Source organism: Streptomyces flavovariabilis (genome assembly GCF_000725785.1).
GTDB lineage: Bacteria > Actinomycetota > Actinomycetes > Streptomycetales > Streptomycetaceae > Streptomyces > Streptomyces hawaiiensis.
On the sequence record NZ_JNXD01000030.1, the window covers coordinates 13,027 to 28,403 of the forward strand.

Below are 15,377 nucleotides of genomic sequence, written 5' to 3' on the forward strand. Positions count from 1 at the left end.
GGTTCGTTACGAGTAGCTGATCCGGAACTGGCTGAAGGTCGCCGCGCCGCCGTGCCCCTGACCGGCGGGCGCGAGGGCGAAGAGGCCGAGCAGGGCGCCGACCCAGCGCCACGGAGTGGCGGCGAAGACGGGGCCGGACGGGCGGAATCCGTCCCCGTCGCCGACGTCGGCGGAGAAGCGGCAGCGGGCGTCCGCGCCGATCTCGATCCGCAACCGGGCCCGGCCCCCGGGCGCGAGCCGGGGGTGGGCGGCGTCACGTTCGGCCTCGGCGACGGCCTCGGCGAACCGGTGCACGAGGTGGACGGTGCCGTCCGGGCCCCGCTGGAGTCCGATCCAGCCGAACGCGTCCCCGAGGACCGCGAGCCCCGCCCGGGCCCCGGGCTCGTCGCTGTCGAGGCGCAGCTCCACCTCGGCTGTGCAGGGGGTGCCGGGCAGCCGCTGCGTCAGCACGTGGGGCAGTTTCCGCAGGTCGTGGGCGTCGGCCGAGCGGACGCAGGTCAGCCGCAGCCCGTCCCCGGAGTGCTGGGTGGCCCAGCCGTCGCCCGGGTTGGCCGTCCACTGCCACTGGCGGCCGTACCGTCCGCCGGGGAAGTCGTCGTCGGTGGCGGGCGCGGCGGGCGGCTGCGGCGGCAGGGCGGGGCGGCGGTGTTCGGAGACGGGAGCGCCGTCGTCCCCGAGTACCGGCCAGCCGTCCGGGCCCCAGCGCATCGGCTGGAGGTGGACGACGCGGCCGTAGGCGCCGCGCTGCTGGAAGTGCAGGAACCAGTCCTCGCCGGACGGGGTGCGTACCCAGCCGCCCTGGTGGGGGCCGTTGACGTCGGTGTCCTTCTGCTCCAGGACGACTCTCTCCTCGTACGGCCCGAAGAAGCCGCGCGAGCGGAAGGCGCCCTGCCAGCCGGTCTCCACGCCGCCGGCGGGGGCGAGGATCCAGAACCAGCCGTCGTGCCGGTAGAGCTTGGGGCCTTCGAGGGTGAACCAGCCGGGTATGCGGTCACCGTCGACGATCACCTTGCCCTCGTCGAGCAGGTCGGTGCCGTCGGGACGCATCCGGTGGCCGGTGAGGCGGTTCTTGACGCCGGAGCGGGACTTGGCCCAGGCGTGGACCAGGTAGGCCTCCCCGGTCTCCTCGTCCCACAGGGGGCAGGGGTCGATCAGGCCCTTGCCGGCCTTCAGCAGGTGCGGGCGGGTCCAGGGGCCCCTGATCTGCGGGGCGTTGACCTGGAAGATGCCCTGGTCGGGGTCGCCCCAGAAGATCCAGAAGCGTTCGTCGTGATACCGGAGGGAGGGGGCCCAGACACCGCAGTCGTGCCGGGGCCTGTCGAACTCGGCGGCCGGTTCCAGGCGTTCGAGCGCGTGGCCGACCAGGGTCCAGTTGACCAGGTCCCGCGAATGCAGCAGCGGCAGTCCGGGGGCGCGGCCGAAGCTGGAGGCGGTCAGGTAGAAGTCGTCGCCGACGCGGACGACGTCCGGGTCGGACCAGTCGGCGTCGAGGACCGGGTTGCGGTAGGTCCCGGAGGTCACGGGCTCACCGCCTTGCGGACGAGGGAGGCCGCGGCGTCCCGGTCGAGCCGGCCGTCGGCGACGACGGTGACCACCCGGCGCACGACGGTCTCGCCCGGCGGGAGCGGCACCCGTTCGTCGTACGCCAGGGAGGAGCCGACGCCCGGGTACTCCTCGGTGCGCACGAACCACGGGTCGCGGCGGGTCTGTTCGGTGGCGCCGGCGAAGACCAGCGTCCAGGTGCCGCCGCGGAGCGCGAGCCAGTCGGCGGGGCTGCCGTGGACCTTCTCCTCACCGTCGGCGCCGGCCGTGAAGACCTCCGGCGCGGCGGACTCCTTGCGGGCCCGCCAGAAGAAGCCGCCGTAGGCGGCGCCAGGGCGCCCGTTGGTCGCGGGGCTGCCGATCGACAGCGGGTTCCCGGTGACGTTGGTGAGGGAGAACGTGAGGTCCAGCGCCCAGGCCCGGTCGGTGAGTTCGGTGGCCGCGACCGTCCGGCGTTCGCGCAGCAGCTCGCCGCCCGGGCTCACCCAGCGCAGCTCCTCCACGAAGCCGTCCGGGTCGCGCAGCTGGAAGGCGATGTGCCGCTGCGAGCCGTGGTTGTCGAGCTCGGTCGGGCCCTGGTCGCGGACGTAGGTGCGTCCGCCCCAGAAGTTGAACCCCTCGACGTCGGGAACGGCGACACCGACGCCGAGGTGGTGTGCGTGGTCGGCCGGGGCGAGTTCGGTCACGGCCGTGCCGGCCAGGGTGGTGACGGGGTGCAGGTAGGGGCGCGGTGAGAGCCGGGCCGGCAGCTCGGGCCGGGTGACGTACCGGCCGACCGGCCGGCCCGCGACGCGCAGGACCGCTGTGTCGTTGCTGGTCATCGGGTGCTCACCTCGTTCGACAGGGGCGCCCAGGGGGCGTCGAGCTCGGAGTAGAGGGAGAGGGTGTCGGCGGCGGCCGCGACGAGGCCGTCGATGCCCGGCACGACCCGGCGCCTCTCGCCGGGGATGCGGTGCCAGGCGGTGTCCGGCAGCGGCGCCGGGTCGGGAGCGGTGCGGATGGCCTCCACGACCTTCATGAAGGCGCCGGTCCCGTCCGGCGGGACGAGCAGGTCCACGCCGGTGGTGAGGTGGTCGACGAGGTTCTCCAGCAGGTCGGTGCGGCCGTGCTCGGACTCCTCCGGGCCGTGCCCCGCGCGCTGGAGCAGCACCCGGTCCTGCTTGTACCAGAAGGTGATCCGGCCGGTGCTGCCGTGCACCAGCACGTACGGCTCGTCGGCCCGCTCGGCGCACAGGGTCGCGGCGACGGTGACGGGGTGGCCCTGCGCGGTGGTGATCCGGACGCAGGAGGTGTCGTCGGACTCGATGGCGTTGGCGCGCAGCAGCTCGGTCTCGATGCGGGTGACGTCCTCGGCGCGGGTGCTGCCGCCGAGGGCGAGGGCGGTGGCGACGGCGTGGGCGAGGGGATTGGTCAGCGCCCCGTCGATCACGTCGACGCCGTTCAGCCGCCGCTTGCCCGCCCAGGGCGCCCGCCGGAAGTAGTCCTCGTCGCGCACCCAGGCACCGGCGCCGCCGAGCCCGACGAGCTCGCCGATCGCGCCCTTCTCGATCAGCTCGCGGACGGCGGGCAGGGCATGCGAGCCGAGCGACTGGAAGCCGATCTGGCAGACGACTCCGGCCGCGGCGACCCCGTCGGCCATCCGCCGGAACTCGGCGTAGGAGGGGGCGGGCGGCTTCTCCAGGAGGAGGTGCACACCCCGTTCGGCCGCCGTGATGGCGAGGTCGGTGTGGGTCGGGATCGGGGTGCAGATGACCGCGGCCTCGGCACCGGTGGAGTCGAGCAGGGCGCCGAAGTCGGGGGACTGCTCGGGGGTGCCCAGGTCACCCAGTTCGTCCTCGGTCAGCGGCGTCAGTTCGCAGACGCCGACCAGCCGTACGACGCCCTTCCTCTGCAGACGGCGGATGTTCTCGACATGCCAGCGGCCGTGGCCGCGGGCACCGGCGAGGACGACGGGCAGGGGCGTGCTCGGGGGTTCGCTCATGGAGTCGATCATGCGACCGCTCATGGGATCCTCCCCGCACCCGCGCCGCGGGCCACCGCCCGGTCGGCCTCCCGGGCGCTGTCGATCCGCCCGTGCAGGGCGGGCGTCCAGCCGACGTCGGCCGTCAGATCGCGCTCACTGCCCGAGTTGTAGGCGTTGTGGATCGCGAGCAGATCGACCGGAAAGCCGTTGAAGAGGGTGCCGCTCTGGTGCAGGGCGCTGCCGTTCCAGCTCTTGACCAGGTCGGCGACCTCCACGTGGCCGGGCGCGTGGAAGGCGTTGTTCTGCGCGTACATCCTCGACTCGGTGGAGACGCCGAGGGAGTAGCGGTAGTCGTCGCCGGTGATGTCGTAGCGGTTGTTGTAGAGGTGCACCTGGCCGAAGCGGACGCGCGGGGCGCGCTGGACGACGGACTCGAAGGCGTTGTGGTGCAGGGTGACGCGGAGCTTGCCGCGGTCACCGGTGGCGGTGTCGCCGTTGCCGATGAGCATCGCCTTGTCGTGGCCGGCGAAGCGGCTCCAGGAGACGGTGACGAGGTCGGAGCCGCCTGTGATGTCCAGCAGGCCGTCGTGCCGCAGGTAGTTGCGGGCGAAGTGGGTGGGTTCCTTCGCGTCCGGGTGGCCCTTGTCGCTCAGGGTCACGTGGTCCACCCACACATGGGTGGCTCCGGTCAGCCAGATGTTGTCGTAGGCCGTCTTCCAGTCGCCGAGGCCGCCGGTGTTGGGCTGCCAGACGGGGAAGCAGTCGTAGGCGTCGCGCACGTCGAGGTTGCGGATGATCACGTTGTCCGCGTTCCTCACCTGGAGGCTCGCGCCCTTGAGGACGGCCGAGTCGCCGAGGCCGACGAGGGTGGTGTTCGAGCCGACGGGCAGCACGATCCGTTCGGCCTGCCGCGCGGCGGAGGCCTGGCGGGCCTCCTCCTGGGGGCCGCTGGGCTTGGCGGAGCCCCAGGTGCGGGGGTCGTAGGCGGCGAGGTACTTCTTCAGGCCGTAGCCGCCGGTGGCGTAGTCGGCGCAGTCCAGCCGGTCGCCGTCGTCATCGGTGTTGGCGTCGATCGTCCCGGCGATCTTGATGATCTTCGGGGTGTCGCTGCCCCCGTCGAGGGCCCGGACCAGTTCGGCCCGGTCGGTGACCGTGTACACGTGGCCGGCGTCGGCCGCCGCGCCTCCGGTGGTGCCCGCTCCCGCGGCGGCCCAGCCGTCGTTCGCCGGCAGGGTGTCGCGGCCGATGTCCCGGGCCTCGGCGTGCGCGGGCACGCAGAGCACCCCCAACAGTCCGGCCGCGACGGCCAGGTGTCGGCCCCTCATCCCTTCACCGCCCCCGCGCTGAACCCGGTGATCAGCCACTTCTGGATGAAGGCGAACACGAGCACCACCGGGACGGCCGCGATGATGCCGCCCGCGGCGAGCGCGCCCAGGTCGACGCTGTCGGCGCTCATCAGGCTGTTGAGGCCGACGGGGATCGTCTGCTTGTCCTGGTTGTTCAGGAACATCAGGGCGAACAGGAAGTGGTTCCAGGAGTGGACGAAGGCGAACGAGCCGACGGCGATGAGGCCGGGCCGCAGCAGCGGCAGCACCACGATCCGGAAGGCCGTCATACGGTTGCAGCCGTCGACCCAGGCCGCCTCCTCCAGGGAGTACGGCACGTTCTTGATGAAGTTGCTGATCAGGATCATCGACAACGGCAGCTGGAAGACCGTCTCGGCGAGGATGACACTGCCGAGCGAGTTGATCATCTGCAGTTCGGCGAAGATCTCGAACAGCGGCACCAGCAGCAGCGCGCCCGGCACGAACTGGGAGCACAGCAGGCCCAGCATGAACGCCCGTTTGATCTTGAAGTCGAACCGGGCGAGGGCGTAGCCGCCGGCCAGCGCCACGAGCGTCGTCATGAGCAGGGTGGCGACGCCGACGAGCACGCTGTTGGTGAAGTAGGTGCCGAAGCTGCGCTCCGTCCAGACCTTCTCGAAGTGGTCGAAGGTCATCGGCCAGGGCACGAGCGAGGTCGAGCCGGCCGGGCGCAGCGAGAACAGCAGGATCCAGTAGAAGGGGACGAGGGTGAAGAGCAGGTAGATGCCCAGGGGCAGGTAGATCTGCCAGCGGGGTGCCTCGTCCCAGGCGCGGTGGCCCTTGGCGGGGCGCGGCGGTTCGCCGGTGGCGCGCACGGGGGCGGGTGCGGCCTTGGTGGCTTCCTTGACGCTCACTTCTCGCCTCCGAACTTGCTCAGCCGCAGGTAGACCATCGAGCAGAAGAGCAGGATCACGAACGCCACCGTGGTCAGGGCCGACGCGTAGCCGAAGTTGTGGGCGTCGACGGATGTGTTGGCGATGTACAGCGGCAGCGTGGTCGTCTCACCCGCCGGGCCGCCGCCGGTCAGGGTGTAGAGCAGGTCGACGTTGTTGAACTCCCACACCGCGCGCAGCAGCGTGGACAGGATGATGGCGTCCTTCAGGTGCGGCAGCGTGATGTGCCAGAACTGCTTGATGCGGCTCGCTCCGTCGACCTCGGCGGCCTCGTAGAGGTCCCTGGAGACGGACTGGAGGTCGGCGAGGATGAGGATCGCGAAGAACGGCACCCCTCGCCACAGGTCGGCCACGATCGCCGCCGGGAACACGGTCGAGGTGTCCGACAGCCAACTCGTCCCGTAGGAGCCGATCCCCATGTCCGCGAGGTAACGGGTGATGCCCGTCTGGGAGTTGTAGAGCAGCACCCAGATCGCGGAGGTCAGCACGCCGGAGACGGCCCACGGCGAGAAGACCAGGGCGCGTCCCAGCCCCCGGCCCACGAAGGTCTGGTTGACGATCAGGGCGAGCGCGAGGCCGAACAGCAGCTGGAGTCCGACCTCGACGACGACCCACTTGGCGCTGAAGACCAGGGTGTCCCAGAAGATCGGGTCCTTGGTGAAGGCGTGGACGAAGTTGTCGAAGCCCGCGTAGCCGTTCCGCCACGGCTTGGTGGGGTTGTAGTTCTGCAGGCTGTAGTAGAAGACGCTGATGACCGGGTAGGCGATGAACCCCACCATGAGCAGGGCGGCCGGTGCGATCAGCAGGTACGGGAGCCTGCGCGGCGTGGCGGAGGCCCGGCGCCGCCGGGGTGGCGCGGGCGGTTTCGCCACGGCTGCGGCTTGGGCCATGACTGTTCTCCGTTCTCAGTACGTCGTGGTACTTGGTGCGTCGGTGCGTGCACGGGAAGCGCTTTCTCCCCGGGCAGGGTCGTGCCGGGTCGTGCTGCGGAGCAAAGGTGGTGCCGGGGTGGTGCGGTGGCGCGTGAGTCGTTCCCGTTCAGCCCGCGTACGGGTCCTGCACCTTGCCCGGTCGGGCCAGGAACTCGAAGTCGCAGCCGGTGTCGGCCTGCGTGATCTGCTCGTTGTAGAGCGCGCCGTAGCCGCGCTCGTACCGGACGGGCGGCGGGGTCCACCGTGCCCTGCGCCGCTCCAGTTCCTCGTCGTCGACGTGGAGGTGGAGCATGCGCGCCCCGACGTCGAGGGTGATGCTGTCGCCGGTGCGCACGAGGGCGAGCGGTCCGCCGACGTACGACTCGGGCGCGACGTGCAGCACACACGTGCCGTAACTCGTGCCGCTCATCCGGGCGTCGGAGATCCGGACCATGTCCCGCACGCCCTGCTTGAGCAGGTGGTCGGGCAGCGGCAGCATCCCGTACTCGGGCATGCCCGGACCGCCCTTGGGGCCGGCGTTGCGCAGCACGAGCACGTGGTCGGCGGTGATGCCGAGCGCCGGGTCGTTGATGGTGCGCTGCATGGTCCTGTAGTCGTCGAAGACGACGGCGGGCCCGGTGTGCTTGAGCAGGTGCGGCTCGGCGGCGATGTGCTTGATGACCGCGCCGTCCGGGCAGAGGTTGCCGCGCAGTACGGCCACTCCGCCCTCCGGCGCGACCGGGTTGTCCCGGGTGCGGATGACGTCGTCGTTGTGGACCTGTGCGCCTCGGATCTGCTCGCGCAAGGTGTCGTACGAGACGGTGGGCCGGTCCAGGTGGAGCAGGTCCGGGATCCGGGAGAGGAACCCGGGCAGGCCGCCCGCGAAGTGGAAGTCCTCCATCAGGTACGTCTGTCCGCCGGGCCGCACGTTGGCCAGGACCGGGACCCTGCGGGCGACGCGGTCGAAGTCGTCGAGGGTGAGCCGGACACCCGCGCGGCCCGCCATGGCGATCAGGTGGATCACGGCGTTGGTGGAGCCGCCGAGCCCGAGCACGGTCGTCACGGCGTCCTGGAAGGCCTCGGCGGTGAGAATGTCGTTCAGCTTCCGGCCCTTGTGGACCTGTTCGACGATGGTCATGCCCGCCCTGGCGGCCATCCGGTCGTGCCCGGAGTCGACGGCCGGGATGCTGGAGGCGCCCGGGACGGTGACGCCGAGGGCTTCGGCGGCGGCGGTCAGGGTGGAGGCCGTGCCCATCGTCATGCAGTGGCCGGGCGAGCGGGCCAGGCCGCTCTCCAGCTCCTGCATCTCGCATTCGCCGATGACGCCGGCCCGCTTGTCGTCCCAGTACTTCCACATGTCGGTGCCGGAGCCGAGGACCTCGTTGCGCCAGTGCCCCGGCAGCATCGGCCCGGCCGGCACGAACACCGCCGGCAGATCGACCGACGCGGCTCCCATGAGCAGCGCGGGCGTCGACTTGTCACAACCGCCCATCAGCACCGCCCCGTCGACCGGGTACGACCGCAGCAGCTCCTCCGTCTCCATCGCGAGCATGTTGCGGTAGAGCATCGGGGTCGGCTTCTGGAAGGTCTCGCTGAGCGTGGAGACCGGGAACTCCAGGGGGAAACCGCCGGCCTGCCACACCCCCCGCTTCACGGCCTGGGCGCGGTCGCGCAGGTGGACGTGGCACGGGTTGATGTCGGACCAGGTGTTGAGGATCGCGATGACCGGCTTGCCCAGGTGCTCCTCGGGCAGGTAGCCGAGCTGCCGGGTGCGGGCGCGGTGGCTGAAGGTGCGCAGGCCCTCGGTGCCGTACCACTGGTGGCTGCGCAGCTCCTCGGGAGGCTTCCGGTCCGTCATATCGACCACCCGGCGGCGATGGCGGCGACTTCGGCGCGTTCGCTCTCCGGCAGTGGCTTGCTCGGCGGGCGGACCTCGCGGCGGCACAGCCCGAGGGAGGCGAGGGCCTCCTTGACGACGGTGACGTTGTCGGCGGAGCCGTTGGCGGCGCGCAGCTCCTCGAAGCGGCGGATCTGCTCCCAGACCTTCATCGCGGCCGGGTAGTCGCCGGAGCGCAGTGCCTCGATCATGTTCAGGGAGACGGCCGGGGCGACGTTCACCAGCCCCGAGGTGAAGCCGGTGGCGCCGGCGGAGAAGTAGGAGGGGGCGTACGGCTCGGCGAGCCCGGCGACCCACACGAACCGTTCCAGACCGGCGTCCCGGGCGAACGCGGCGAATCTGGCCGCGTCGGGGACTGCGTACTTCACGCCGATGACGTTCGGGCAGGCGTCGGCGAGTTCGGCGAGCCGGGCACCGGTGAGCTGCGCGTTGCGGATGTACGGCACGACGCCCAGCTCGGGCACGGCGGCGGCGATGGCCCGGTGGTAGTCGACCCAGCCGGCCTGGGAGACGTAGGGGTGGACGGGCTGGTGGACCATCACCATGTGGGCGCCGAGCTCCCGGGCGTGCCGGGCGGAGGCGACGGCGGTCGGGATGTCGTGCCCGACGCCGACCAGGACGACGGCCCGCTCCCCCGCCTCGTCGATCGTCAGCTCCGTGACCAGGCGGCGCTCTTCGGGGGTCAGGGCGTAGAACTCGCCGGTGTTGCCGTTCGGCGTGAGGGTCGTGATGCCGCCGTCGAGCAGGCGGCGCAGCAGGGTCCGGTGGGTGTCCTGCGCGACGGAGCCGTCCTCGGCGAACGGGGTCACCGGGATCGCCACCACGTCGGCCAGGGCCGCCCGCTGGGTCTCGAACGCCACGCTGCTCATTCCTGACCTTCCTGTTCCAGTCCTGCCTGGGGGAAAGCGCGCTGCACGAAGGACGCGATGTGGGCGTGCAGGGCGCGCGCCGCACCGTCGGCGTCGCCGTCGAGGGCGAGCCGCAGGATCTCCCGGTGCTCGCCGGCCTCCCGGTCCCAGGAGGGCGAGGCGGCCCAGGCCACGGCCGAGACGAGGGCGGCCTGGTCGCGGACCTCGTCGAGCATCCGGCCGAGCAGCGGGTTCCCGCACGGCAGGTAGAGGGCGCGGTGGAACTCCCGGTTGGCGAGGGAGCGTTCGGCGGTGTCGGTGGCGGCGTCCGCCCGGGTCAGCGCCTCGCGGGCGACGTCCAGGGAGGCCCCGCGCTGCACGGCCCGCTTCAGCGCCTCGGGCTCCAGCAGCAGCCGTACGTCGTAGACCTCGCGCGCCATGTCCGCGTCCACCAGGCGCACGGTGACGCCCTTGTACTGGCTCATCACGACCAGCCCGGTCCCGGCGAGGGTCTTGAGCGCCTCGCGCACCGGGGTCTTCGACACGCCGAACTGCGCGGCGAGCTCGGTCTCGACCAGCGCCTGTCCCGGCGTCAACTGCCCGGTGAGGATGCGGTGTTTGATCCCCTCCAGCACGTACTGCGTGCGGGAGGGGATCGGCGTGGGCACAGAGGTCATGCGCGCCTCTCGGATCTCGCGTCTCGGTGGATCGCGTATCGGATCTCGCGTATCGCGTCTCATATATGACGTACGAAGTACGACGCGATGACGGTAGGAGGGCGCGTTCGCTGCGTCAATGCTTCCGGCAAAGAAACTGCAATCGCTTTCTACGGCCTGGGCGCCCACTCCGGGTCCCGCCCGCCGAGCCCCACCGCCCGGGCCAGCAGGGATGCCTCCGGCCCGACCGGCACGACGGGTCCGAAGATCTCGCCCCGGTCGGGGTCGTCGACCGACGCCGCGAGGAAGTCGTGGCAGGCCCGGAGCGCGGCCTGGTCGGGGGCGTACGGCCGGCCGGTCGCGCGGGCCAGGTCCCATCCGTGGATCACCAGTTCGTCGATGACGACGAGGCCCGCGATCTCACCGGGCAGGTCGACACCTCCGGCCCGGGTCATACCGGTCCAAGCGGCCGGGTCGCGCCAGGCCTCGGCCAGTTCGGCGAGGACCTTGGGCAGCTCCTCGCGCCAGCCGGGCGCGACGTCCGGGAGCGCGGAGCCCGGGCTGGTGTCCGTGGTGACGCCGAGATCCTTGCGGGCGGCGTCACGGAAGGCCGCGGCCAGCCCCGCCAGGTGGCCGAGCAGGTGGCGTACCCGGTATTCGGGGCAGGGCGTCGGGCCGGCCAGCTGCCCGTCGCTGACGCCTGCGACGAGCCGCGCCAGCTCCTCCGTCTGAGGGCCGAGGTCGAGGGTCGTGCCGGTCCCGGTGATGTCGGTCATGCGAGCTCCTCAGGGTGTGATCCTGGGAGGTAGACCGACGCCGGCCGCGGAACTCATCGCCCGCACGTCCCCGCTCCTCGCGGCCGGTCCCGCTCCGCACGGGCCGGCCGGTGAGCAGGACGTGGTGGGGCGGCCCAGCGCGCAGGACGACGCCCCCGATGTCCTGCGCGAGACGCGGACCGGGGGCGCCTCAGCGGGTGGGGGGACGCCCCGGATGTCCTGCGCGAGACGCGGATCGCCCGGCCTTCGGGGGCCGGGTGCTCACCGGCGTCGCCTGTCCTGTCGTTCAGCCAGGCGCTTGCCTCTGGTCGGGACTCGGCATCTTCTGGCGCTCCCTCTTCGGCGGCCATCCATGAGGCCATTGGCCAGTCTCACGGAGTTCCATGTACTTGTCCCCCGGAAGATGGGTCGGGGAGAAGTGCGGAGCGGTGCCGTCGTGCGGTACCACGATGAGCGACGTGAACGGAGCCTGCGTGGGGTCGCCCGTGTCGATGTGTTCCTTGAAGTCGAAACGCACGGTCCAGCCGTAGGCGAACCGGATCGCTGTATCCGGCAGCATCACCACCGAATCGGGCTTCTCAGGGAAAGCCTTCGTTTTCAGGTATTCGGCGGCTGCTGCCACGGCCTCGTCACGGCTCAGCACTCAGGAGCTCCGCGGAGTTCTCAGGGACCAACTGCCGACCGGGAGCCGCGGGCGGCTCGGGCCTCAAGGTCATCTCTGCGTACTCGGCAAGTCGGGAGCGCCGAATCGGCGTCTCCGAGCCACCCCCGAAATCTGTCACGCCGCAACTTTTTCATGTGACGCACGAGCGCTCCTCCTCCACCTCATGGGCCACCTCAGTCACTCACAAGATCGATACGCAGCTGTCACGATTCCCGACCGCGTCAGGGTGCGAAGGAAGCAGCCGGAGTGGGTGGACCTCCGGCCGCACGCCCTTCGACTCCCTCCGGCACGCGGAACAGGCGGCCGCGTTCACGTGGCAGAGATCCGGCGGCTCCCGGACGCTCCGCTAAGGAACCTGCCCGATCCCCTCCCCGGGTCCTTAGCCGCACGATGGCCAGGCATGACGACCAAGACGACCTGGCCGCTCGTACGCGTGCTGCGCGACCGCGACGCCGGGTTCTACCTCTCGGGCGTGGTGGTCTCCGGGTTCGGCACCTCGGCCCTGTGGCTGGCGTCGGGCGTGTGGGTCAAGGACCTGACCGGTTCGGACGGCCTGGCCGCGCTGTGCATGCTCGCCATGTGGCTGCCCGCCCTGGCCGGCCCGCTGCTGGGCACTCTCGCCGACCGGGTCCGCCGCAAACCGCTGCTGATCGGACTGAACCTGCTCCTGGCCGGCCTCCTGCTGACCCTCGTGAGCATCGACTCCCCGGGCCGCCTGTGGCTGCTGTACGCGGTGCTGTTCGTGTACGGCGCGGCGGGCGTCGTCCACGACGCGGCCGAGTCGGCCCTCGTGGCGAGGGCGGTCGACCCGTCTCTGCTGGGCGACTTCAACGGCCTGCGCATGACCGCCACCGAGGGCATGAAACTGCTGGCCCCGCTGGCGGGCGCGGGCCTCTACGCGGCGTACGGCGGCGCGAGCGTCGCCCTCCTGGACGCCGCGACGTTCGTGCTGGCCACGGGGCTGTACGCGATGCTGCGGGTGAGGGAGGAAAAGCCCGCGCCGCCCTCCGGCAGCCGCCGGCGGCAGACCGCCGAGGGCGTCCGCCACCTGTGGGCGCACCCCGTGCTGCGCCCCCTGGTCCTGGCGGGCGGTGCCACCATGCTGTGCGCCGGTGTGAACGGGGCGATGGTGTACGCCGTCGTCGACGGCCTCGGGCACTCCCCCGCGTACACCGGTGTTCTGTACGCCGTGCAGGGCGCCGGTTCGGTCGCGGCCGGCCTCCTCTCCGGCTCCGCCCTGCGTCACCTGGGGGCTCGGCGTTTCGCGGCCTCCGGGATCATCCTGCTGGCGCTCGCGGTGGCCCTGCGGGCCGTGCCGTCCGATCCGGTGGCGCTGGTGTGCGGCGCGGCGATCGGCGCGGGGCTGCCCGCGGTGCTGATCGCCGCGCTGACGTCCGTGCAGCGTGAGACGCCGGGTGCGCTGCTGGGCCGGGTCACGGCCACCGCGAACACCCTGGTGTACACACCGAACGTGGTCGGGCTGGCCGCCGGGGCGGCCCTGGTCGAGCTGGTGAGCCACCGGCTGGTGCTGGTGGCCCTGGGCGTGGCCCTGCTGGTGCCGGCGGGCGCGCTGTGTCAGAGCCCGGCGAGGGCGGAGCGAACCGCCTCCAGGTCGTCGTCGGATGCCAATCCGGCGTGATACAGCCGCAGTTCGGTGGCGCCGAGCTCCCGCGCCCCGGCCGCGTCGGCGGCGAGGGTGCCGGGGCTGCCGCCCATCCCCGAGACGACGGTGAAGTTGGCCGCGATGACGGCGCCCTGGCGGTCCTGCCGCGCGAACGGCGTCAGCGTGCCGGTGCCGCCCGCGCAGGGCACGACCACGCCGTCCGCGACGGACAGGATGTGTGCCGGGTCGACTCCTGGGTTGGCGCCGACGTGGTACGACACGGGGTCCGCGTGCAGCAGCACCCGGAAGCCGTCGGGAGCGGCCGCCCGGACCGCCGCGACGGCCTGTTCCTGGAGCGTGCGGGCGGTTTCGTCGCGGTACGCGCGCGTGGTGTTCGCGAGGGTCTCGCCCAGGAGCTTCTCGATGCCCGTCCAGCCCCCGTCGGAGGGCGCGCCCTGCCACACCGGTTCCAGTGCGGTCCGTACGGCGGCCGCCAGCTCGTCGGCGTCCAGGCCGTGCCGGCCGTAGCCGTCCCGGCAGGACGGGCAGAAGCACAGCGCCATCAGGTACTGCCCGGCGTCCCCGAGGCCGATGCCGCCGGTCTTGTCGTGGGCGTGCAGATGCTGCAGGCCGTACCAGCCCAGGGACTCCAGCTCGGTGCCGCGCGCGCCGGTCCGGACGGCGGCCTCGGCGGCCAGGTCGGTCAGGTACGCGCGCGTGGCGGGCTGCGCGATGCACGGCGCCCAGGGGTAGCGGTCGCCGTAGGCGTTGACGACCGAGGTGGCCGGGTGCTCGGCGCCGAGGCGGGAGTTGTGCGCGAGGACGACCCAGGTGTGCACCTCGAGTCCGGCGTCGGCGAGCGCGGCGGCGGCCTCACCGAAGGCGTCGCCGGGGGCCCAGTCACCGGCCGGGTAGGGGCGCAGGTCCCGCCCGGTCCAGCGGTCGCCCGCCGGGTACAGCACGGCGGCGTGCTCGGCGGTGACGATGCGGTGGCGCGGGTGGCGGGGCGTGAGCGCGCGCGTGGAGTGGTAGGCGGCGGCGAGCGTCGCCTGTTCCACGCCGAGCGCGGCGATCCGCGCGGGTGCCTCCGGATCCCCGTTGACGTCCCAGGGGTAGACGAATGTCGACGCCTTCACTTGGCCTCCTCCAGCAGCGCGTAGCCCCGCTCGATCAGTTCGGCGAGCTGCTTCACATGATCCCCGGCCGGCTCGTGCAGCGGGGGCCGCACCTGCCCGACGTCGAGGCCGCGCAGCCGTACACCGGCCTTGACCAGGGCGACCGCGTAGCCGCGGCCCTGGGCGCGCAGTTCGACGAACGGGCGGTAGAAGCCGTCCAGGAGCTTCTCCACGGTGGCGTCGTCGCCGGTCCGCAGGGCTTGGTGGAAGGCGAGGGCGAGTTCGGGTGCGAAGCAGAACACGGCGGACGAGTAGAGCGTGACACCGAGGGCGCGGTAGGCGAGCTGGGTCTGCTCGGCGGTCGGCAGGCCGTTGAAGTAGAGGAAGTCGCCGGGTACCTCGGTGCGGACGGCGCTGACGACGCGCTGCATGAGGTCGAGGTCGCCGAGCCCGTCCTTGAGGCCGATGATCCCGTCCGTGCGGGCGAGTCCGACGACGGTCTCCGGGGTGAACACGGCGTTGTCGCGCTGGTAGACGATGACCGGCAGGGCGGTCGCGGCGGCCACCTCCCGGTAGTGCCGCAGCAGCCCCTCCTGCCCGGCGACGACGAGGTACGGCGGCATGGCGAGCAGCCCGTCCGCCCCGGCTGCCTCGGCGAGGCGGGCGTAGCGCACGGCGAGCGCGGTGCCGTACCCGGTGCCCGCGACGACCGGCACCCGCCCGTCGGCGGCCTCGACGGCGGCCCGTACGCAGACTTCGAACTCCTCGGGCGTCAGCGCGTGGAACTCGCCGGTGCCGCAGCAGGCGAACACTGCGGCGGCTCCGGCCTCCACGCCGCGCCGGACGTGCGTGCGGTAGGTGTCGAGGTCGACGGAGCCGTCGGGTCCGTAGGCGGTGACCGGGAAGAACAGCGGCCCGCTGGGGATGTCGAGTCGAGCAGCGAGGGGGGCTGACGTCACAAGCTCTCCCGGTTCCATATTCATGATTGGCGTCCATATGTCTGAACGACACCACGCTAAGGCGCCCCCTCGGTGCCGGTCAAGCGCGCACACCCGCGACGCACCTGCGGATTCACCGCCTCCGCGGCATACTTGACGGGCTCCGTCCCAGATCCTTAGCGTGTCCACGCATATGAATGCCGTGCA

The 15,377-nt window shown here is 72.0% G+C and carries 14 protein-coding genes; 1 reads left to right on the top strand and 13 read right to left on the bottom strand.

Going from position 1 to position 15,377, the window contains the following annotated elements:
- Positions 1–6: 6 nt before the first annotated feature.
- The 11 genes from IO24_RS0136255 to IO24_RS0136305 form a co-directional block, all read right to left on the bottom strand.
- Positions 7–1,521: a glycoside hydrolase family 43 protein gene (locus IO24_RS0136255; protein ID WP_031143492.1), complete on the bottom strand. Its 1,515-nt coding sequence runs from the start codon at positions 1,519–1,521 to the stop codon at positions 7–9.
- Complete coding sequence (locus IO24_RS0136260; protein ID WP_031143494.1) at positions 1,518–2,363, bottom strand: DUF6807 domain-containing protein; 846 nt, start codon at positions 2,361–2,363, stop codon at positions 1,518–1,520. Before IO24_RS0136260 ends, IO24_RS0136255 begins: the two co-directional genes overlap by 4 nt.
- Entirely contained in the window at positions 2,360–3,547 is a 1,188-nt protein-coding gene (locus IO24_RS0136265; RefSeq protein ID WP_199808889.1) for a Gfo/Idh/MocA family protein, read from the bottom strand. The genes IO24_RS0136260 and IO24_RS0136265 overlap by 4 nt, the downstream gene beginning before the upstream one ends.
- Entirely contained in the window at positions 3,544–4,830 is a 1,287-nt protein-coding gene (locus tag IO24_RS0136270; RefSeq protein ID WP_031143498.1) for a pectate lyase family protein, read from the bottom strand. The genes IO24_RS0136265 and IO24_RS0136270 overlap by 4 nt, the downstream gene beginning before the upstream one ends.
- Complete coding sequence (locus tag IO24_RS0136275; protein WP_031143500.1) at positions 4,827–5,723, bottom strand: carbohydrate ABC transporter permease; 897 nt, start codon at positions 5,721–5,723, stop codon at positions 4,827–4,829. The genes IO24_RS0136270 and IO24_RS0136275 overlap by 4 nt, the downstream gene beginning before the upstream one ends.
- Positions 5,720–6,652 (bottom strand): carbohydrate ABC transporter permease, encoded by a 933-nt coding sequence (locus tag IO24_RS0136280; protein WP_031143502.1) that lies wholly within the window; start codon positions 6,650–6,652, stop codon positions 5,720–5,722. Before IO24_RS0136280 ends, IO24_RS0136275 begins: the two co-directional genes overlap by 4 nt.
- A gap of 148 nt (positions 6,653–6,800) precedes the next feature.
- Positions 6,801–8,531: an L-arabinonate dehydratase gene (gene araD, locus IO24_RS0136285; protein WP_031143504.1), complete on the bottom strand. Its 1,731-nt coding sequence runs from the start codon at positions 8,529–8,531 to the stop codon at positions 6,801–6,803.
- A complete protein-coding gene (locus IO24_RS0136290; protein ID WP_031143506.1) occupies positions 8,528–9,439 on the bottom strand; it encodes a dihydrodipicolinate synthase family protein in 912 nt (303 codons plus the stop codon). The genes araD and IO24_RS0136290 overlap by 4 nt, the downstream gene beginning before the upstream one ends.
- Positions 9,436–10,095 carry a GntR family transcriptional regulator gene (locus tag IO24_RS0136295; RefSeq protein WP_031143508.1) on the bottom strand — a complete coding sequence of 220 codons (660 nt, stop codon included), beginning with the start codon at positions 10,093–10,095 and terminating at the stop codon, positions 9,436–9,438. The genes IO24_RS0136290 and IO24_RS0136295 overlap by 4 nt, the downstream gene beginning before the upstream one ends.
- Positions 10,096–10,244: 149 nt before the next feature.
- Complete coding sequence (locus IO24_RS0136300) at positions 10,245–10,850, bottom strand: TIGR03086 family metal-binding protein (RefSeq protein ID WP_031143510.1); 606 nt, start codon at positions 10,848–10,850, stop codon at positions 10,245–10,247.
- 286 nt (positions 10,851–11,136) lie between these two features.
- Positions 11,137–11,493: a YrhB domain-containing protein gene (locus IO24_RS0136305; protein WP_045297084.1), complete on the bottom strand. Its 357-nt coding sequence runs from the start codon at positions 11,491–11,493 to the stop codon at positions 11,137–11,139.
- Positions 11,494–11,914: 421 nt separating this feature from the next.
- On the opposite strand from IO24_RS0136305, the gene IO24_RS0136310 reads away from it, so the two are divergent.
- Positions 11,915–13,153 (top strand): MFS transporter, encoded by a 1,239-nt coding sequence (locus tag IO24_RS0136310; protein ID WP_031143515.1) that lies wholly within the window; start codon positions 11,915–11,917, stop codon positions 13,151–13,153.
- On the opposite strand, the gene IO24_RS0136315 is transcribed toward IO24_RS0136310, so the two are convergent.
- Complete coding sequence (locus IO24_RS0136315; RefSeq protein ID WP_031143517.1) at positions 13,090–14,253, bottom strand: hypothetical protein; 1,164 nt, start codon at positions 14,251–14,253, stop codon at positions 13,090–13,092. The two genes, IO24_RS0136310 and IO24_RS0136315, sit on opposite strands and share 64 nt — an antisense overlap.
- Positions 14,250–15,191 carry a 5-dehydro-4-deoxyglucarate dehydratase gene (locus IO24_RS0136320; RefSeq protein WP_031143519.1) on the bottom strand — a complete coding sequence of 314 codons (942 nt, stop codon included), beginning with the start codon at positions 15,189–15,191 and terminating at the stop codon, positions 14,250–14,252. The genes IO24_RS0136315 and IO24_RS0136320 overlap by 4 nt, the downstream gene beginning before the upstream one ends.
- Positions 15,192–15,377: the final 186 nt, after the last annotated feature.

What these genes read in the sequence shown, in the direction of transcription:
- IO24_RS0136290 (WP_031143506.1), bottom strand. Translation starts at nt 9,439, where the DNA reads ATGAGCAGCGTGGCGTTCGAGACCCAGCGGGCGGCCCTGGCCGACGTG.
- araD (WP_031143504.1), bottom strand. Translation starts at nt 8,531, where the DNA reads ATGACGGACCGGAAGCCTCCCGAGGAGCTGCGCAGCCACCAGTGGTAC.
- IO24_RS0136270 (WP_031143498.1), bottom strand. Translation starts at nt 4,830, where the DNA reads ATGAGGGGCCGACACCTGGCCGTCGCGGCCGGACTGTTGGGGGTGCTC.
- IO24_RS0136265 (WP_199808889.1), bottom strand. Translation starts at nt 3,547, where the DNA reads ATGAGCGGTCGCATGATCGACTCCATGAGCGAACCCCCGAGCACGCCC.
- IO24_RS0136295 (WP_031143508.1), bottom strand. Translation starts at nt 10,095, where the DNA reads ATGACCTCTGTGCCCACGCCGATCCCCTCCCGCACGCAGTACGTGCTG.
- IO24_RS0136280 (WP_031143502.1), bottom strand. Translation starts at nt 6,652, where the DNA reads ATGGCCCAAGCCGCAGCCGTGGCGAAACCGCCCGCGCCACCCCGGCGG.
- IO24_RS0136300 (WP_031143510.1), bottom strand. Translation starts at nt 10,850, where the DNA reads ATGACCGACATCACCGGGACCGGCACGACCCTCGACCTCGGCCCTCAG.
- IO24_RS0136260 (WP_031143494.1), bottom strand. Translation starts at nt 2,363, where the DNA reads ATGACCAGCAACGACACAGCGGTCCTGCGCGTCGCGGGCCGGCCGGTC.
- IO24_RS0136310 (WP_031143515.1), top strand. Translation starts at nt 11,915, where the DNA reads ATGACGACCAAGACGACCTGGCCGCTCGTACGCGTGCTGCGCGACCGC.